This is a genomic window from Microbacterium sp. A8/3-1 (assembly GCF_040267695.1).
GTDB classification, from domain to species: Bacteria; Actinomycetota; Actinomycetes; order Actinomycetales; family Microbacteriaceae; genus Microbacterium; species Microbacterium luteolum.
Genome location: NZ_CP158357.1, coordinates 2,058,385 through 2,074,281, shown reverse-complemented (window position 1 = coordinate 2,074,281; position 15,897 = coordinate 2,058,385). Strand labels below are relative to the sequence as shown.

Annotated in this window: 10 protein-coding genes and 1 pseudogene; 10 read left to right on the top strand and 1 reads right to left on the bottom strand. The window is 69.2% G+C overall.

Features of this window, described 5'->3' with window-relative positions:
* Positions 1-64 precede the first annotated feature (64 nt).
* Together ABS642_RS10205 and ABS642_RS10200 are read left to right on the top strand one after the other, a co-directional pair.
* Positions 65-2,563 (top strand): glycoside hydrolase family 2 protein, encoded by a 2,499-nt coding sequence (locus ABS642_RS10205; protein WP_350353235.1) that lies wholly within the window; start codon positions 65-67, stop codon positions 2,561-2,563.
* A gap of 14 nt (positions 2,564-2,577) precedes the next feature.
* Positions 2,578-3,594, top strand: a complete 1,017-nt coding sequence (locus tag ABS642_RS10200) for a Gfo/Idh/MocA family oxidoreductase (protein WP_350353234.1) — start codon at positions 2,578-2,580, stop codon at positions 3,592-3,594.
* Positions 3,595-3,651: 57 nt separating this feature from the next.
* Here the strand turns inward: ABS642_RS10200 and ABS642_RS10195 are convergent, their stop codons facing one another.
* Positions 3,652-5,874, bottom strand: coding sequence for an alpha-galactosidase (locus ABS642_RS10195; RefSeq protein WP_350353233.1), 2,223 nt, complete (start codon positions 5,872-5,874; stop codon positions 3,652-3,654).
* 157 nt (positions 5,875-6,031) lie between these two features.
* Between ABS642_RS10195 and ABS642_RS10190 the strand changes: the two genes are divergently transcribed.
* The 8 genes and pseudogenes from ABS642_RS10190 (at position 6,032) to ABS642_RS10155 (ending at position 15,859) form a co-directional block, all read left to right on the top strand.
* A complete protein-coding gene (locus tag ABS642_RS10190) occupies positions 6,032-7,732 on the top strand; it encodes an ABC transporter substrate-binding protein (RefSeq protein ID WP_350353232.1) in 1,701 nt (566 codons plus the stop codon).
* Between the two features lie 52 nt (positions 7,733-7,784).
* Positions 7,785-8,774, top strand: coding sequence for an ABC transporter permease (locus ABS642_RS10185; protein WP_350353231.1), 990 nt, complete (start codon positions 7,785-7,787; stop codon positions 8,772-8,774).
* Positions 8,775-8,835: 61 nt separating this feature from the next.
* Entirely contained in the window at positions 8,836-9,849 is a 1,014-nt protein-coding gene (locus ABS642_RS10180) for an ABC transporter permease (protein WP_350353230.1), read from the top strand.
* The gene (locus ABS642_RS10175; RefSeq protein WP_350353229.1) at positions 9,846-10,742 is read left to right on the top strand and encodes an ABC transporter ATP-binding protein; all 897 of its coding nucleotides are present in this window, start codon (positions 9,846-9,848) and stop codon (positions 10,740-10,742) included. Before ABS642_RS10180 ends, ABS642_RS10175 begins: the two co-directional genes overlap by 4 nt.
* Complete coding sequence (locus tag ABS642_RS10170; protein ID WP_350353228.1) at positions 10,739-11,635, top strand: ATP-binding cassette domain-containing protein; 897 nt, start codon at positions 10,739-10,741, stop codon at positions 11,633-11,635. The genes ABS642_RS10175 and ABS642_RS10170 overlap by 4 nt, the downstream gene beginning before the upstream one ends.
* Positions 11,628-13,829 carry an alpha-galactosidase gene (locus ABS642_RS10165; protein ID WP_350353227.1) on the top strand — a complete coding sequence of 734 codons (2,202 nt, stop codon included), beginning with the start codon at positions 11,628-11,630 and terminating at the stop codon, positions 13,827-13,829. Before ABS642_RS10170 ends, ABS642_RS10165 begins: the two co-directional genes overlap by 8 nt.
* A pseudogene (locus ABS642_RS10160) lies at positions 13,819-14,304 on the top strand (beta-galactosidase); the annotation flags it as partial. The gene ABS642_RS10165 and the pseudogene ABS642_RS10160, both read left to right, overlap by 11 nt.
* An 82-nt stretch (positions 14,305-14,386) precedes the next feature.
* On the top strand, positions 14,387-15,859 hold the full coding sequence (locus ABS642_RS10155; protein WP_350353226.1) for a beta-galactosidase: 1,473 nt from the start codon (positions 14,387-14,389) through the stop codon (positions 15,857-15,859).
* Positions 15,860-15,897: the final 38 nt, after the last annotated feature.

Genomic DNA, 15,897 nt, shown 5'->3' with positions numbered 1-15,897 from the left:
TTAACCTATGTAATAAAGTAGCAGCAGTAAGAACGTTGATTCGGCCCCCGACGCAAGGACGCTCATGGCATTCCGCCCCCTGCACGAAAACTGGACCCTCACGGCCGCGGACGGACCCGTTCCGGAAGCGGTCCGCGGCGCATCGATCCCGGCTACGGTCCCCGGATGCGCGCATACCGATCTGCTCGCCGCCGGGCTGATCGCACCGCCCTTCGACGGCGACAACGAGGCCGAGCAGCAGTGGATCGGGAGCACGGTCTGGCGCTACGAGACCCGATTCGGCTGGCAGGACGACGGGTCCGATCGACACGATCTGGTCGCCGAAGGACTCGACACGGTCGCCACCATCGAGCTCAACGGCGCGGTGGTCGGCCGCACCGAGAACCAGCACCGCAGCTACCGCTTCGACGTGCGTCCGCACCTCATCGACGGCGAGAACAGCCTGGTGATCACCTTCGCCTCGCCCATCGCCGAGGCCGAGGCTCGCAGCGCCGCCCACGGACCGCGCCCGCACACGAACCACCACCCCTACAACGCGCTCCGCAAGACGGCATCCAACTTCGGCTGGGACTGGGGCATCGATGTCGCCACCAGCGGGATCTGGAAGCCGATCGGGCTCGACAGCTGGTCGGGCGCGCGCATCGCGTCGGTCCGTCCCCTCGTCGGCCTGTCGCACCGCGCCGGTGGGGTCGACGGCCGCCTCGACGCGCGCGTCGCGCTGGAGTGGGCCGATGCATCCGCCGAGGGTCCCTGGGAAGTCGCGGCATCCGTCGCCGGCGTCACCGCGGCGCAGGCGGTCGAGGCGGGAGCCACGGAGGCGCGCCTCGAGCTCGAGGTGCCCGACGTCGATGTCTGGTGGCCGATCGGACATGGCGACCAGCCGCTCTACGACGTCGACGTCCAGGTCGCGCAGGCGTCCGCGCCGGTCGCGCACTGGTCGTCCCGGATCGGATTCCGCACCGTGCACGTCGACACGGCTCCCGACGCCGAGGGCTCGCCCTTCGTGCTCCGCGTCAACGACGAGATCATCCAGGTGCGGGGTGCCAACTGGATCCCCGATCACGCCTTCCTCGCCGAGGTCGACGCCGACCGCTACCGCCGCCGGGTCCGCGACGCCTCGGAGGCGAACATGAACCTCCTCCGCGTCTGGGGCGGCGGGATCTACGAATCCGACGACTTCTACGCGGCATGCGACGAGGCGGGCCTCCTGGTGTGGCAGGACTTCCTCTTCGCCTGCGCCGCCTACGCCGAGGAGGAATGGCTCGCCGTCGAGGTCGAGGCCGAGGCGCGCGAAGCGATCACGCGACTCAGCCCGCATCCGTCGCTGGTCATCTGGAACGGCAACAACGAGAACATCTGGGGCTACTACGACTGGGGCTGGCAGGAGAGGCTCGAGGGTCGCACCTGGGGGCTCGGCTACTACCTCTCACTCCTCCCGGGTCTCGTGGCCGAGCTCGACCCGAGCCGCTTCTACTCGCCCGCGAGCCCGTACTCGTTCGATGAGGCGCTCCATCCGAACGACGCCGCGCACGGCACGATGCACATCTGGGACGTGTGGAACACCGTCGACTACTCGGTCTACCGCAGTCACCGCCCGCGGTTCGTCTCGGAGTTCGGCTTCCAGGGGCCGCCGGCGTGGTCGACACTGGTCGACGTCGTGCACGACGAGCCCCTCGAGCCGTACGGCGCGCAGATGCTGGTGCACCAGAAGGCGAACGACGGCAACCTGAAGCTCGAGCGCGGCATGCAGGGGCATCTGCCAGAGCCCCGCACGATCGACGAATGGCACTGGGCGACGCAGCTCAACCAGGCCGCCGCCGTCCGCTTCGGGATCGAGCACTTCCGTTCGCTGTCGCCGAGCAACACCGGTGCCATCGTGTGGCAGCTGAACGACAACTGGCCCGTCGTCTCCTGGGCCGCTGTGGACTTCGCCGAGCACCGGAAGCCCCTCTGGTACACGCTCCGCGATGTCTACGAGCCGCGGCTCGCGACGTTCCAGCCGCGCGACGCGGGCCTGGCGCTCATCGTGCTGAACGACACGGACGAGCCGTGGACCGGCGACATCCGACTGCAGCGGATGCTCTTCGACGGCACCGTGCTCGCGGAGACCGTGGTGTCGGCATCCGTCCCCGCCCGGGGAGAGACGACGGTGACGATCCCGACGGAGCTCGCCGCCTTCGGCGACAGCGCCCGCGAGATCCTCACCGCGCAGCTGGACGGGTTCGCCACCGCGATCCACAATCCGGTCGAGATCGTGGATCAAGCTCTCGACCCGGAGCCGCTCGTGGCGGAGATCGGAGAAGCGGGTGCCGAGGACGGCATCGTGCTCGTCGAGGTCACCGCGCGCAGCTACGTCCGCGACATCACCCTTCTCGTCGATCGCTTCGACGTCGACGCGCGCGTCGACCGGGGCATGGTGACGCTGCTCGCCGGGGAGCGCGCGGTGTTCCGCGTGACGACCGACTCCGCACTCGACCGCGCTGGCCTCCTCGCGCCGACGGTGCTGCGGCACGCGAACTCCCTGCATCGCGGCCGCAGCGTTCCCGCGGATCAGGTCGGCTGAGTGGGGGAGCGCGAATGATCAGCCTTCCGACACCGGCGATCATCCCTCTGCGAGGCGGCCCCGTCGCCCGCTGGGGGGTGCTCGGCCCGGGCGGGATCGCCGAGGACTGGGTGAGTGCGCTGCACCGGCACACCGACCAGCGCGTGCTCGCCGTCGCCTCGCGGTCGGCAGAGCGCTCCGCGGCCTTCGCTGCACGGCACGGTATTCCGCGTCACTACGAAGGCCAGGACGCTCTTCTGCAGGACCCTGACGTGGACGTCGTGTACATCGCCGCTCCCCATGCGCAGCACCATCCGCTGGCGCTCGCGACCATCGCGGCAGGCAAGCACGTCCTCATCGAGAAACCCATCGCTCTCGACGCCGCGCAGGCGGAGGAGATCGCGGATGCGGCGCGCGCCGCCGGGGTCTTCGCGATGGAGGCGATGTGGTCGCGGTACTTGCCGCAGTCGCATCTCGTCGCCCAACTCCTGGCCGAAGGGGAGCTCGGTGACGTGCGACTCGCCACGGCGCACCTCGGGTGGCAGTGGGAGTACGACCCGGCCGACCGCAACTTCGATCCTGCCGCCGGCGGCGGGGTGATGATCGACGCCGGCGTGTACAGCCTGTGGTTCGCGCACTCCGTGCTCGGCGCGGCGACCGCCGTCTCCGCCCGAGGGTCGCTGGCTCCCACCGGCGTCGAGACGGAGGCGGTGATCCTCCTCGAGAACGAGCGCGGCGCGCACGCGGCGGTGAGCGCGTCCTGCACGATCGACACCCCCGGACTGGCAGCCGTCCACGGGTCGACGGGAAGCGTGCACTTCGAGACGAGCTTCGTCTTTCCCGCCGTGCTGCGCATCGCACGGGGCGGTGACGAAGTGCAGTGGCGCGACGAGAGCGGCCTGGTTGGGCGAGACGGGCTGGCGTGGCAGGCGGCAGCCGTCGCGACCTACCTCGCCGAGGGCCGGACGCAGTCGCCGCTGCACTCCCTGGATGATTCCCTCGCGGTGATGCGCACCCTCGACGAGGTGCGGCGGCAGATCGGCAGCCTGTGAGCGGCGCCGAGGTCGGTCAGAACGACTGACCGGCCTCGGCGCCCCTCCACCTCGGCGTCAGCGGCGCGTGAGGTGGAGGATGATCGCCTGCGCGGGCCACAGCGGCGGGATCTGCAGCCCGACCGTGTCGAGGAACGAGCCACTGAGGCAGACGGTCCCGCTCGACAGCCAGGCGGGTGTCGCGAAGCCATGTCGTGAGGCGCCGATCTCGTCGCGCACCCGCACGTCGTAGATCGCGTCCTCGTCGAGCCCGTGCAACCGGATCCGCTCGGGAAGCGAGTCCTCGAGCGTCGCGACGCTCGCGATCGTGAACACGGCCTCCGCGCGGTCGGGAGCGACGGCGCCGACGACGCGGAGCGCGGGGTCGCGCACGTCGGCGTGCACGGCCGTCCCCGTGTGGATCACCGAACGGAGCTCCTTGTACAGCGCAGACCATCGGGTGATGACCTCGAGCTCCTCGGGCGTGCACTCCGCGATGTTCCACTCGAAGCCCGCCGAGCCCATCAGGCTGGTGGCGAGCCGGAACGACAGCGGCGTCGTGCGTCCCGTCGAGTGGGCCGTCGTCGGACCGACGTGACCGCCCACGAGCTCGGGCGCGAGCAGCAGTTGCGTCCACCGCTGGATGTCCTGACGCTCGATCGGATCGTTGGAGTCGCTCGCCCAGACGCGGTCGGCGACCTCGAGGATGCCCAGGTCGCTGCGCGCGCCGCCGGAGGAGCAGGACTCGATCTCGAGACCCGGATGCCGTGACTTCAGCTCTGCCATCATCCGGTACACCGCGCGGGTCTGCGCGTGCGTGCCGGGACGGCCGTCGTGTACCGCCTCGACCAGATCGCGATTGTGATCCCACTTGATGAAGTCGATGCCGAGCTCCGTCACCAGGGCGTCGAGGCTGCCGAGGATGTACGCGTAGGCGTCTTCACGCGCGAGGTCGAGAACGTACTGGGTGCGCCAGGAGAGGTGTGCGGGCGTCGGCAGATGATCGCGCGGATGCAGGAGCCATTCGGGATGCCGGCGCGCGAGCTCGGAGTCGAGATTGATCATCTCCGGCTCGAACCACAGCCCGAACTCCATCCCCCGCTCGTGCACGCGGTCGGCGAGCGGACCCAGGCCGTCGGGCCAGACCGCGCGGTCGACGAACCAGTCGCCGAGCCCCCTGATGTCGCTGCGGCGTCCGAGGAACCAGCCGTCGTCGAGCACGAACCTCTCGACGCCGACCTTCGCGGCGAGATCGGTTAGCGCGAAGAGGAAGGCGGGGTCGTGATCGAAGTACACGGCCTCCCAGGTGTTCAGCACGAGCGGCCGCGGCGAATGCGGATGATTCGGGCGCGCCCGTTCGAACCGGTGGAACCGCTCCGACAGTCCGTCGAGACCTGCTCCCGACCAGGCGAAGTAGGCGGTGGGGGTCGTGTACGACTCTCCGGGACCGAGCGCGATCTCGCCCGTGCGCAGCAGTTCTCCGGCGCCCAGCACGTCGACGGAGTCGGGCATGCGGTCGTTCCGGTAGGTGCAGTCGGCGCTCCAGCCGAGGTGGACGGCCCAGAGCTCGCCGCTGCGATCGCGCGGCCGATCGATCGAGACGATCGAGAGCATGGGGGCGTCGTGTCCGCCGCGCCCGCGCCTCGTCTGCCGCGTGGTCGCCCCGCGGGGGATCCTGCTGGTCGTCGGCACCTTCTCCCGCGTCCACCGGCCGGCGAACGTGGTCAGGTGGTCGACGGCCTTCGGGGTCGGGAGCGTGGCCTCCAGCCACTCGATCACGAGAGCGCTCGCGTCGTCTGCCGTGCGCGTGACGGTGTGCGTCACGGTGACGATGCCGCCGGCCTCGACGACGACGGCGGAGTCCAGCCGCAGCCCGTTGCCGACATCCTCCGCGATGACGGAGAACCGGCGACCGCCCGGGTCAGTCGAGCACTCGATGTTCGCCCAGCGCGGGTGGACGGGGACGCCGTCGACGCCGGCGCTCAGCCCGGGACGCCCGCCCCAGCCTTCTCCTTCGAGAGGCAGCAGCGACACCTGCCATGCGGCGTCGAGCGTGCCCGAGGCATCCTGTCGGCTCATCGCCGCGACGATCTCTCCGGGATCGAGGTCGTCGAGGTCGACGAGATCGGCTCCCCAGAACAGCACTTGGGGCATGGCGGACGAGGCGCCCTGAGCGCCCGGCGCCGCCGCGGTGTCGATGACGAGAGACACCCCGTCGCCGCGCAGATGCGCGAGCCGCGAGGGGGGTGGAGGATGCGCGGCCTCATCGCCGCGGACATCCGGAGTAACGAGATCAGTCATGGTGCCCTCTCGGACGGGATCCGTCCGGTCGATTTCTGGAAGTGCTTGACGGACTTAGTTTACCTACGTAACAATGAGGGCGGTAGATGGAGATTCCTTCCACTCACACAGTCGGCGCGGACAACCCCTCGGGTGGCGCGCCTGGGAAAGGACGACGATGTTCCTCAGCACGAAGCGCCCACGCGCCGGCATCCGGATGGCCCTGGCGGGAGCCTCGGCCGCGATGGCCACCACCCTCCTGCTCGCGGGCTGCGCGCCGGCATCCGGCGGTTCCGCCTCCGGATCGGCGGACACCCTGATCGCGTACACGGGGCAGTCCGGCGACTATCAGATCAACTTCAACCCCTACTCGCCGTCGCAGATCGGCGGCATCGGCACGATCTTCGAGTCGCTCTTCTTCGTCACGAACGTGAATACCGAGGCGTACACGCCTCTGCTCGGCACCGAGTACACCTGGAACGAGGACGGCACGCAGCTCTCGGTCACGTTGCGCGAGGGCGTCACCTGGTCGGACGGCGAGGACTTCACCGCCGACGACGTGGCGTTCACCTTCCAGCTGCTCCTCGACACGCCCTCGTTGAACAACGGCGGCTTCGACGGGACCGTCGAGGCCACCGACGACACGCACGTCGTGTTCACCTGGGACCACCCCGCGTTCGTGAGCGGGCCGACCCTGCTCGGCCGCACCCCGATCGTGCCCGAGCACATCTGGTCCGGGATCGACCCCACGACCGACGTGATGGAGAAGCCGGTCGGCACGGGTCCGTACACGCTCGACAACTTCAAGCCGCAGGCGTTCACGCTCGCAGCCAACGAGGACTACTGGGACGGCGCCCCGGCGGTGAAAGCGATCCGCTACCTCTCGCTGTCCGGCAACACCGCCGGCGTCGACGCGCTCAAGGCCGGCACGATCGACTGGCAGACGGGCCCGGTGCCCGACATCGAGAACGTGTCCACGACCTACCCCGGATACGACGCGATCACCATCCCGCAGAACCAGGTCGCGCTGCTCACCTGCTCGAGCGCCGAGCTCGGCTGCACGGGTCCGCAGACGGATCCTGCCGTGCGCCAGGCCGTGTACGCCGCGCTGAACCGCGATCAGGTCAACTCGCTGGCGTTCCAGAACACCGCGAGCGAGATCTCGCCGACGTTCGCGCTCACCACGACGCAGAAGGACCTGATCTCGTCCGCCGTCGCCGAGCCCGTCGCGCCCGGTGCCGCCGACCCCGACACGGCTGCCGAGATCCTCGAGGCCGCCGGCTGGGCGAAGGGATCGGACGGCATCTACGCGAAGGACGGCGAGAAGCTCTCCCTGACCGTTGAGGTCGTGACCGGCTGGACCGACTACATCACCGCGATCGACACCATGGCGCAGCAGCTCAAGGCCGCCGGAATCGATCTGCGCGTCTCGCAGTCGTCGTGGAACGAGTGGACCGACAAGAAGGGCAAGGGCACGTACCAGCTGGCGATCGACTCGCTCGGCCAGGGCGCCGCGTCCGACCCGTACTACCTCTACGACAAGTACTTCAACACGGCCTTCACGGCACCCGTCGGTGAGGTCGCGCCGCAGAACGTCGCCCGGTTCAGCGACCCGGACGTGGACGCCGCACTCGCAGTGCTCAAGGCGACCAACCCGGAGGACACCGAGACGCGTCAGGTGCAGTTCGACATCATCCAGGAGAAGATCGTCGCCGCGATGCCGTACATCCCCGTCCTGACGGGCGGCACGACGAGCGAGTTCAACGTCGACAAGTTCACCGGATGGCCGACGCAGGACGACCTCTACGCGTTCCCGGCGGTCTGGGCCTCGCCGGACAACGCGCAGATCTTCAAGTCGCTGAAGCCGGCGGGGGAGTGATCGTGATCGTCACCGAGAAGGAGCGCGGCGAGCGGGGACAGGGACGGATGCTGTGAACTACTTCGTCCGAAAGCTGGGGTTCTATCTCATCGCCCTCTGGGCGGCGCTGACCCTCAACTTCCTGATTCCGCGGCTGCTGCCGGGGAACCCCGTCGACATCCTGCTCGCCAAGCTGCAGCAGCGGGGCGGCATCGTCACCCCGGACACGCGCAAGGCCTACGAGCTCCTTCTCGGTGGCGATTCCTCGGAACCGCTGCTCGTCCAGTACTGGAACTACCTGATCAACATCTTCCGCGGCGACCTCGGGGTCTCGGTCAGCTACTTCCCGACGCCCGTCATCGAGGTGATCAACACGTCGCTGCCCTGGACCATCGTGCTCGTGGGCGTGTCCACGGTCCTCGCCACGGTCATCGGGGTGGCGCTCGGGGCCATCGTCGGCTGGAAGCCGGGGACCTGGCTCGACTCGCTCATCCCCGCGACCACGCTGCTCGCCGCCGTCCCGTACTTCTGGCTGGCGCTGCTGCTCGTGTACTTCTTCGCATCGACGCTCAAGCTCTTCCCCTCGCAGGGCGGGTACGACGTGATCCTGGACCCCGGGTTCTTGTGGGAGTTCATCGCCTCGGCGATCCAATACGGATTCCTCCCCGCGCTGACGATCGTGATCGCCTCGGTCGGCGGATGGCTGCTCGGGATGCGCAACATGATGGTGTCGACCCTCTCCGAGGACTACATCCTCACCGCGCAGGCGAAGGGCCTCAGCCCGGGGCGGATCCTCCGCCACTACGCGGCCCGCAACGCCGTGCTGCCCTCGGTCGCCGGCTTCGCCATCTCCCTCGGGTTCGTCGTCTCCGGCTCCATCGTCACCGAGCAGGTCTTCTCCTATCCCGGCATCGGATCGAAGCTGCTCTCGGCCGTCACCAACAACGACTACGCGCTGATGCAGGGGCTGTTCCTCTTCATCACCCTGGCCGTCCTGGTCGCCAACCTCATCGTCGATCTGTTCTACGGGCTCATCGACCCTCGCACGCGGGTGAACGCCTGATGTCGGCGGCGATGACGCCGGTGCCGATCCGCGCGCTGCTCTTCCCGGAAGGACTCAGCCGATGACGAACCTCGCTCCCCGCACCGAGCCCAACGTCCCCGATGCGACCATGGCCCTGGCCACGGCCGCCGCCGAACGGGGCAGGAAGCCGCGCTCGCCGTGGCGGATGATGCTCCCCACCATGACGCCGTGGCTCGCCTTCGGTCTCGTGCTCGTCGGCGGCATCGCCCTGTTCGGCGTCATCGGACCGCTCCTCGTGCAGGATCCGACGACCATCCGGGACTCGGGTCTGCAGCCGCCGAGCGCCGAGCACATCCTCGGTACGACGCAGACCGGACAGGACGTGTTCGCGCAGCTGGCCTTCGCGACGGCCGGCTCCCTGCAGATCGGCCTCATCGTCGGCGTGCTCGCGACGATCCTGTCCGCCTTCTTCGGCATCCTGGGGGCGTACATCGGCGGGTTCGCGGATGAGGCGTTCTCCCTCTTCTCGAACGTCTTCCTGGTGATCCCCGGACTGCCGCTCGTGATCGTGATCTCGGGATTCGTCCCGCAGGCGCAGCGCGGCCTCTGGACGATCGCGGTCGTCCTCGCCATCACCGGGTGGGCGGCGTCCAGCCGCGTGCTGCGTGCGCAGACCCTCTCCATCCGCAATCGCGACTACGTCGCGGCATCCCGGGTGGCCGGAGAGCGTGCCGGGCGTGTGATCGCCGTCGAGATCCTGCCGAACCTGCTCCCCGTGCTCGCGTCGCAGTTCGTCTTCGCCGTGATCGCGGCGATCCTCGGTGAGGCGGGCCTCTCGTTCCTCGGCCTCGGCGCCTCGAACTCGTCGACACTCGGCACCATGCTGTTCTACGCGCAGAACGGCTTCGCGCTCTCCCTGGGCGCGTGGTGGTGGTTCGTGCCTCCCGGCCTCATCATCGCGCTGTTCGGCATGGGGCTGTCGCTGATCAACTTCTCGATCGACGAGATCATCAACCCGAAACTCAAGAACGTCCGGCTGCACCGCAAGCGCGCCAGGGTCGCCGCCCGTCTCGAGCGGTCTCGCGTGACGCGGGAGAGGAAGGCAGCGGCATGACGATCTCGGAGGAGACCCGCACGCGGACCGGTTCGGACCGGCCGGCCGTGATCAGCATCGAGGACCTGTCGGTCGTCTACGAGGTCGACCACCCCGTCACGGCGGTGAAGAATGCGTCCTTCTCTCTCGCTCCGGGCGAGATCCTCGGCCTCGCCGGGGAATCCGGATGCGGGAAGACCACGCTGGCCTACGCGATCAACCGGCTCCACAAACCCCCGGCCCGGATCTCGTCGGGCAGCATCACCTTCCACGATCGCGACGGCAGCGACCTCGACCTGATGGCGCTGGACGAGGATCAGCTCCGGGCCTTCCGCTGGACGAAGCTGTCGATGGTGTTCCAGGGGGCGATGAACGCCCTGAACCCGGTGACGACGGTGCGCGCCCAGCTGGACGACGTCCTGCTGACCCACCGCCCGGAGATGTCGAAGAAGGAGCGCACCCAGCGTGCTGGCGACGTGCTCGAGCGAGTCGGGGTGGACCGTCGCCGCCTGCACTCCTATCCGCACGAGCTCTCCGGAGGCATGCGGCAGCGGGTGATGATCGCCATGGCGATGCTGCTCGAGCCGCAGGTCATGATCATGGACGAGCCCACGACCGCGCTGGACGTCGTCGTGCAGCGGGACATCCTGCGGGAGATCGTGCGGCTGCGTGACGAGCTCGACTTCGCGGTCATCTTCATCACGCACGACCTGCCGCTGCTGCTGGAGATCAGCGACCGCATTGCCATCATGCTGCGCGGCGAGATCGTCGAGCTCGGCACGGCCGATCGGATCTACCGTGCGCCGGAGCACGAGTACACCCGGCAGCTGCTCTCCTCCTTCCCGAGCCTCAGCGGATCGCGCGGGGCATTCATCCGAACCGGCGACGACGAGGGACAGGTGCAGCGTTCATGACCACGATCCGAGTGACCGATCTGACGAAGGACTACACGATCAGGAAGGGCATGCGCCGCGGCGCGTTCCGCGCGGTGGACGGGGTCTCGTTCGACCTCGTCCCCGGACGGACGATCGCTCTCGTCGGCGAGTCGGGGTCGGGCAAGTCGACGATCGCGCGGATGCTGTCCCGGCTCGAGAAGCCGACGTCGGGGCAGATCGACGTCACGCTCGACGACGGCACACCGATGCCGCGCTCGCTCTACCGCCGGCACGTGCAGATGGTGTTCCAGGACCCGTTCGCGTCGCTGAATCCGTTCCACAGCATCGAGCATCACATCGCGCGGCCCATCCGCATCCACCGTCGCGCCTCCGGCACGGTGGCGGTGCACGAGAAGGTGCTCAGCATGCTCGATCGCGTGAACCTCACACCGGCGGAGGACGTCGCGATCCGTCGCCCGCATGAGCTCTCGGGCGGACAGCGACAGCGCGTCGCGATCGCCCGCGCGCTCGCGCCGGGTGCCGAGGTCCTGATCGCCGACGAGCCGGTGTCGATGCTCGACGTCTCGATCCGCCTCGGCGTGCTCAACCTGCTCGGACGACTGCAGCGCGAGGACAACCTGGCGCTGCTGTACATCACGCACGACCTCGCGACCGCCCGGCACTTCTCCGACGAGATCCTCGTGCTGTACCACGGCCGAGTCGTGGAGCGCGGGCCTGCCGATGACGTCATCCTCAACCCGCAGCACGACTACACGCGCCTGCTCGCGATCGCCGCGCCCGACCCGGAGAAGATCGGGAAGGTCGTGTCGAGCGAGGCCGCTCCTGACCGCTCGACTCTGGACAACTCCATCTGCTACAACCACTTCACGCAGTCCTGGGAGAGCTCGGAGCGGGAACCGGCCCGTGCCTGAGGCGCTCGGCCGACCCGGCGACGACGTTCTCGTCTGGGGTGACGACGCGCTCGAACTCGTGTTCGCGATCGGACGGGACGCGCCGGTGTCGCTCATCGGACTGAGGGCTCCTGGCGCGTCGCGAACAGGAGCCGCCGTGCTGGCGCCGGCCCTCCGGCAGCCGCTCGTCGAGATCTCGGCGTTCGGGCACGGGCGCTTTCCCGGGGGCTTCCGCAACGTGGACACGGTCATCGGGGCGCGGCTCCGCCACGAGTCGCATGTCGTCGAGAAACACACGCTGCGCATCCGCCAACGCGATGAGGAGACGGGGCTCGCCGTGACGAGCGTCTTCGAGGTGACTCCCGGTGTCGGAGGATTCCGGACCTGGTCGGAGGTCTCGTATGCGCCGTCGCCGGCGGGCGGTGTCGAGGCCGCCTCGATCGTGCTCGACTTCCTTTCGACCTTCGCCACCGGGGCGTTCCTGACGGAGGCTCCCGACGTCGAGGGGTTCCAGCTCGCGTCCGCCGCGAACGACTGGGTGAGCGAGGGGCGCTGGTCGACACGCTCGCTCCGAGACTCCGGACTCGCGCGCATCGATCGCGACCTGCAGCATCACCCTCCGCGCAGCCGGATACACGTCGCCGATCGGGGTTCGTGGTCGAGCGGCGAGCATGTCCCGACGGCGGCGCTCCTCGCGGAGTCCGGCGACTACGCCCTCGCCTGGCAGATCGAGCACAACGGCCCCTGGGGCTTCGAGATCGGGGAGACCCGGCACGGCGCCTACCTGCTGCTCACCGGCCCGACCGATCAGGACAACCAGTGGAGCGTGCGACTGCGGCCGGGCGACTCGTTCACGAGCGTGCCGGCGTCGGTCGTCGTCGCGTCCGGGGGAATGGACGAGGTGCTCGCGCGGATGACGTCGCAGCGTCGGGCCGTCCGGCACGTGCGCGCCGCGGATCGTCGTCTGCCCGTCGTCTTCAACGACTACATGAACACGCTCATGGGCGATCCGACGACCGAGAAGCTGCTGCCGCTCATCGACGCGGCGGCCGCGGCGGGTGTCGACATCTTCTGCATCGACGCCGGCTGGTACGCGGACGGGAGCTGGTGGGACTCGGTGGGGGAATGGCGCCCCGCTGCTCGCCGATTCCCCGGCGGCATCGAGGAGGTCATCGACCGGATCCGTTCGCACGGGATGGTCGCGGGGCTGTGGCTGGAACCGGAGGTTATCGGCGTCCGCTCTCCGCTCGCCGTCGCATCCTCGGGGAGGGCGCTCCCCGACTCGGCGTTCTTCTCCCGCGGCGGGGTGCGACTGGCCGAGCATGGCCGCCATCTGCTGGATCTGCGCGACCCGGCGGCGCGTGGCCACGTCGACGCAGTCGTTGATCGCCTGGTGGCCGACTACGGCATCGGCTTCATCAAGATGGACGACAACACCATGACCGGACCGGGGACGGATGCCGGTGGGCTCGCACCGGGCGCCGGACTCCTGGAGCACAACCGCGCTCTCCTCGCCGTGATCGACGGTTGGCAGGCGCGGCATCCGGAACTCCTGATCGAGAGCTGCGCGTCGGGCGCGATGCGCCTGGACCAGGCGATGCTGTCGCGGCTGCATCTGCAGTCCACCTCCGACCAGCAGGATCCGGTGATGTACGCGACGATCGCCGCGGCCGCACCCGCCGCGATACTTCCCGAGCAGGCCGGGAACTGGGCGTATCCGGTCGCCGGCAGCTCGCGCGAGGAGATGGTCTTCGCGCTGGTGAACGGCATCCTCGGTCGCCTGTACCTCTCCGGCTATCTCAATCGGATGACGGCGGACGAGCAGGCGCTCGTCCGCGCCGCCGTGGACGCGCACCGCCGCGTGCTGACGACCATCGAGCGAGCCGTGCCGTTCTGGCCGCTGGGCCTTCCCGCCTGGGAGACCCCGTGGGTCGCACTGGGGCTTCGCGAACCTGCCGGCTCCGCGCTGGTGAGCCTGTGGCGGCGCCCCGGTGCCGCCGACGAGGTCGTGATCCCGCTGCCGTTCCATCGCGGTGAGGAGATCGAGGTCGAGCCCTTCTTCCCCGATTCCGCCGACGGCTGGTCGTGGCGGTGGGACGCGGCGGCCGGAGAGCTCGCGGTCACCGTCGCCGTCCCCGCACCCACGGCCCGCGTTCTGCGCGTGACGCGGACATCCCCCGCCCCTTCCCCCGAGAGGACCCCCGATGACCAGTAGCACCGAGACCCTGGACGACGCCCCTCGCCGGATCGTCGAGTGGCCGACCGAAGGGCTCTCGTTCGGCGGCGACTACAGCCCCGAGCAGTGGTCGTGGGATGTCGTGCTCGAGGACATGGAGCTGATGCGCGAAGCGGGTGTGAACCTCGTGACGCTCGGCGTGTTCTCCTGGGTGGTGCATGAGCCGCGCGAGGGCGTCTTCGACTTCTCGTGGCTCGACCGGATGCTCGATCTGCTGCACGAGAACGGCATCGCGGTCGACCTCGCGACACCCACCGCGGCGGTGCCGATGTGGCTGCACCGTCTGCACCCGGAGATCCTGCCGCAGGACATCCACGGGCATCCTCTCGCCCCCGGCGGCCGGCTGGGCTGGTGCCCCTCGTCCACGGTCTTCCGGAAGTACGCCGTGCGCATCGTCGAGCGCCTCGCCGAGCACGTGGCCGGTCACCCGGCCGTGCTGATGTGGCATGTGAGCAACGAACTCGGCGGCGGGAACGCGCGCTGTCACTGCCCGGTCTCGAACGCCCGATTTCCGCGAGTGGGTGGCGGAGAAGTACGTGACAGTCGAGGCTCTGAACGCGGCGTGGGGCATGTCGTTCTGGGGAAACAGCTACTCCTCGTTCGAGGAGGTGACGACTCCGTGGGGCGTCACGGCGCACAATCCGGGGCATCTCCTCGACTACGAGCGCTTCTCGTCCGACGAGCTCCTCGCGCAGTACCGCGCCGAGAAGGAGGCGCTGCAGCGGTTCACCCCGGAACTCCCCATCACCACGAACTTCATGGTCGGTCTCGGTCCCGATGTGGTCGATTACACCCGGTGGGCCGACGAGATGGACATCGTGGCGAACGACCACTACACGTTCGGCCCTGATCCGCGGAAGCACCAGGACCTCGCGTTCAGCGGAGACCGCATGCGCGGCATGTCGGGAGGTCGGCCGTGGATGCTCATGGAGCACGCGACCGGTGCGTCGAGCTGGCATCCGATCAACCAGCCGAAGGCCCCGGGGGAGATCAGCCGTCACGCGCTCGCGCATGTCGCGCGCGGCTCCAACAGTGCGATGTTCTTCCAGTGGCGCGCATCGAAGTCCGGCACCGAGCAGTTCCACTCCGCGATGCTGCCCCACGCGGGCAAGGACACCCGGGTGTTCCGCGACATCGTCGCACTCGGTGCGCAGCTCGCCGCGCTCGCCGAGGTGCGGGACACGGTCGTCGCCCCGGCGGAAGTGGCACTGCTCCACGACAACGAGGCGGGCTGGGCGCTGCGATCGGGTCTCAAACCCGCCAACAACCTCCGCTACGCCGACACCGCGCGGGCCGTGCACAACGCGCTGCTCGAACGTGCGGTGACGGCGGATGTCGTGGCACCGTGGTCGCCGCTGGGCGACTACCGGCTCGTGATCGTTCCCGGGCTCTACCTGGTGTCGGAGGAGAACGCCCGCGCCGTGCACGAGTACGTCGAGGCGGGTGGCACCGTGCTCGTGACCTGGTTCTCGGGCATCGTCGATGAGGCAGGCACCGTGCACATCGGCGGGTATCCGGGCGCGTTCCGCTCCCTCGTCGGCGTGACGAGCGAGGAGTTCTTCCCGCTCGAGGAGCAGCGGACCTTCGCCCTGGACAACGGCTGGACCGGACGCCGCTGGTCGGAGCGGCTGCGGCATCCGCAGCCGGAGGACGACGTCGAGATCGTCGCGGGATACGCCGAGGGCCCTCTCGCCGGCCACCCCGCTCTCACGCGCCGGCAGGTCGGCGCCGGAACGGCGTGGTACCTGTCGACCGACCTCGACGAGACGGGTCTGACCGAGCTGGTCGACCGCCTGCTGGCCGAGGCGGCGGTCTCTCCGACCGCCGTCGTGTCACCCGGTGTCGAGGCCGTGCGACGGAGCTCCGCCGATGCGTCCTACCTCTTCCTCATCAACCATGCCGACGAAGACGGCTGGGCGGAGGCGTCGGGCACCGACCTGCTGACCGGATCCGCGCACACCGACCGAGTGCCGGTGGCTGCGGGGGCTGTCGTCGTCATCCGCGAGTAGCCGCGGTACCGGCGGCGATCCGACGTTCTGATCGCCGC

Excerpts from the sequence above, each read along its gene's own strand:
- ABS642_RS10205 (WP_350353235.1), top strand. The coding sequence starts at position 65 with ATGGCATTCCGCCCCCTGCACGAAAACTGGACCCTCACGGCCGCGGAC.
- ABS642_RS10200 (WP_350353234.1), top strand. The coding sequence starts at position 2,578 with ATGATCAGCCTTCCGACACCGGCGATCATCCCTCTGCGAGGCGGCCCC.
- ABS642_RS10195 (WP_350353233.1), bottom strand. The coding sequence starts at position 5,874 with ATGACTGATCTCGTTACTCCGGATGTCCGCGGCGATGAGGCCGCGCAT.
- ABS642_RS10190 (WP_350353232.1), top strand. The coding sequence starts at position 6,032 with ATGTTCCTCAGCACGAAGCGCCCACGCGCCGGCATCCGGATGGCCCTG.
- ABS642_RS10180 (WP_350353230.1), top strand. The coding sequence starts at position 8,836 with ATGACGAACCTCGCTCCCCGCACCGAGCCCAACGTCCCCGATGCGACC.
- ABS642_RS10175 (WP_350353229.1), top strand. The coding sequence starts at position 9,846 with ATGACGATCTCGGAGGAGACCCGCACGCGGACCGGTTCGGACCGGCCG.
- ABS642_RS10170 (WP_350353228.1), top strand. The coding sequence starts at position 10,739 with ATGACCACGATCCGAGTGACCGATCTGACGAAGGACTACACGATCAGG.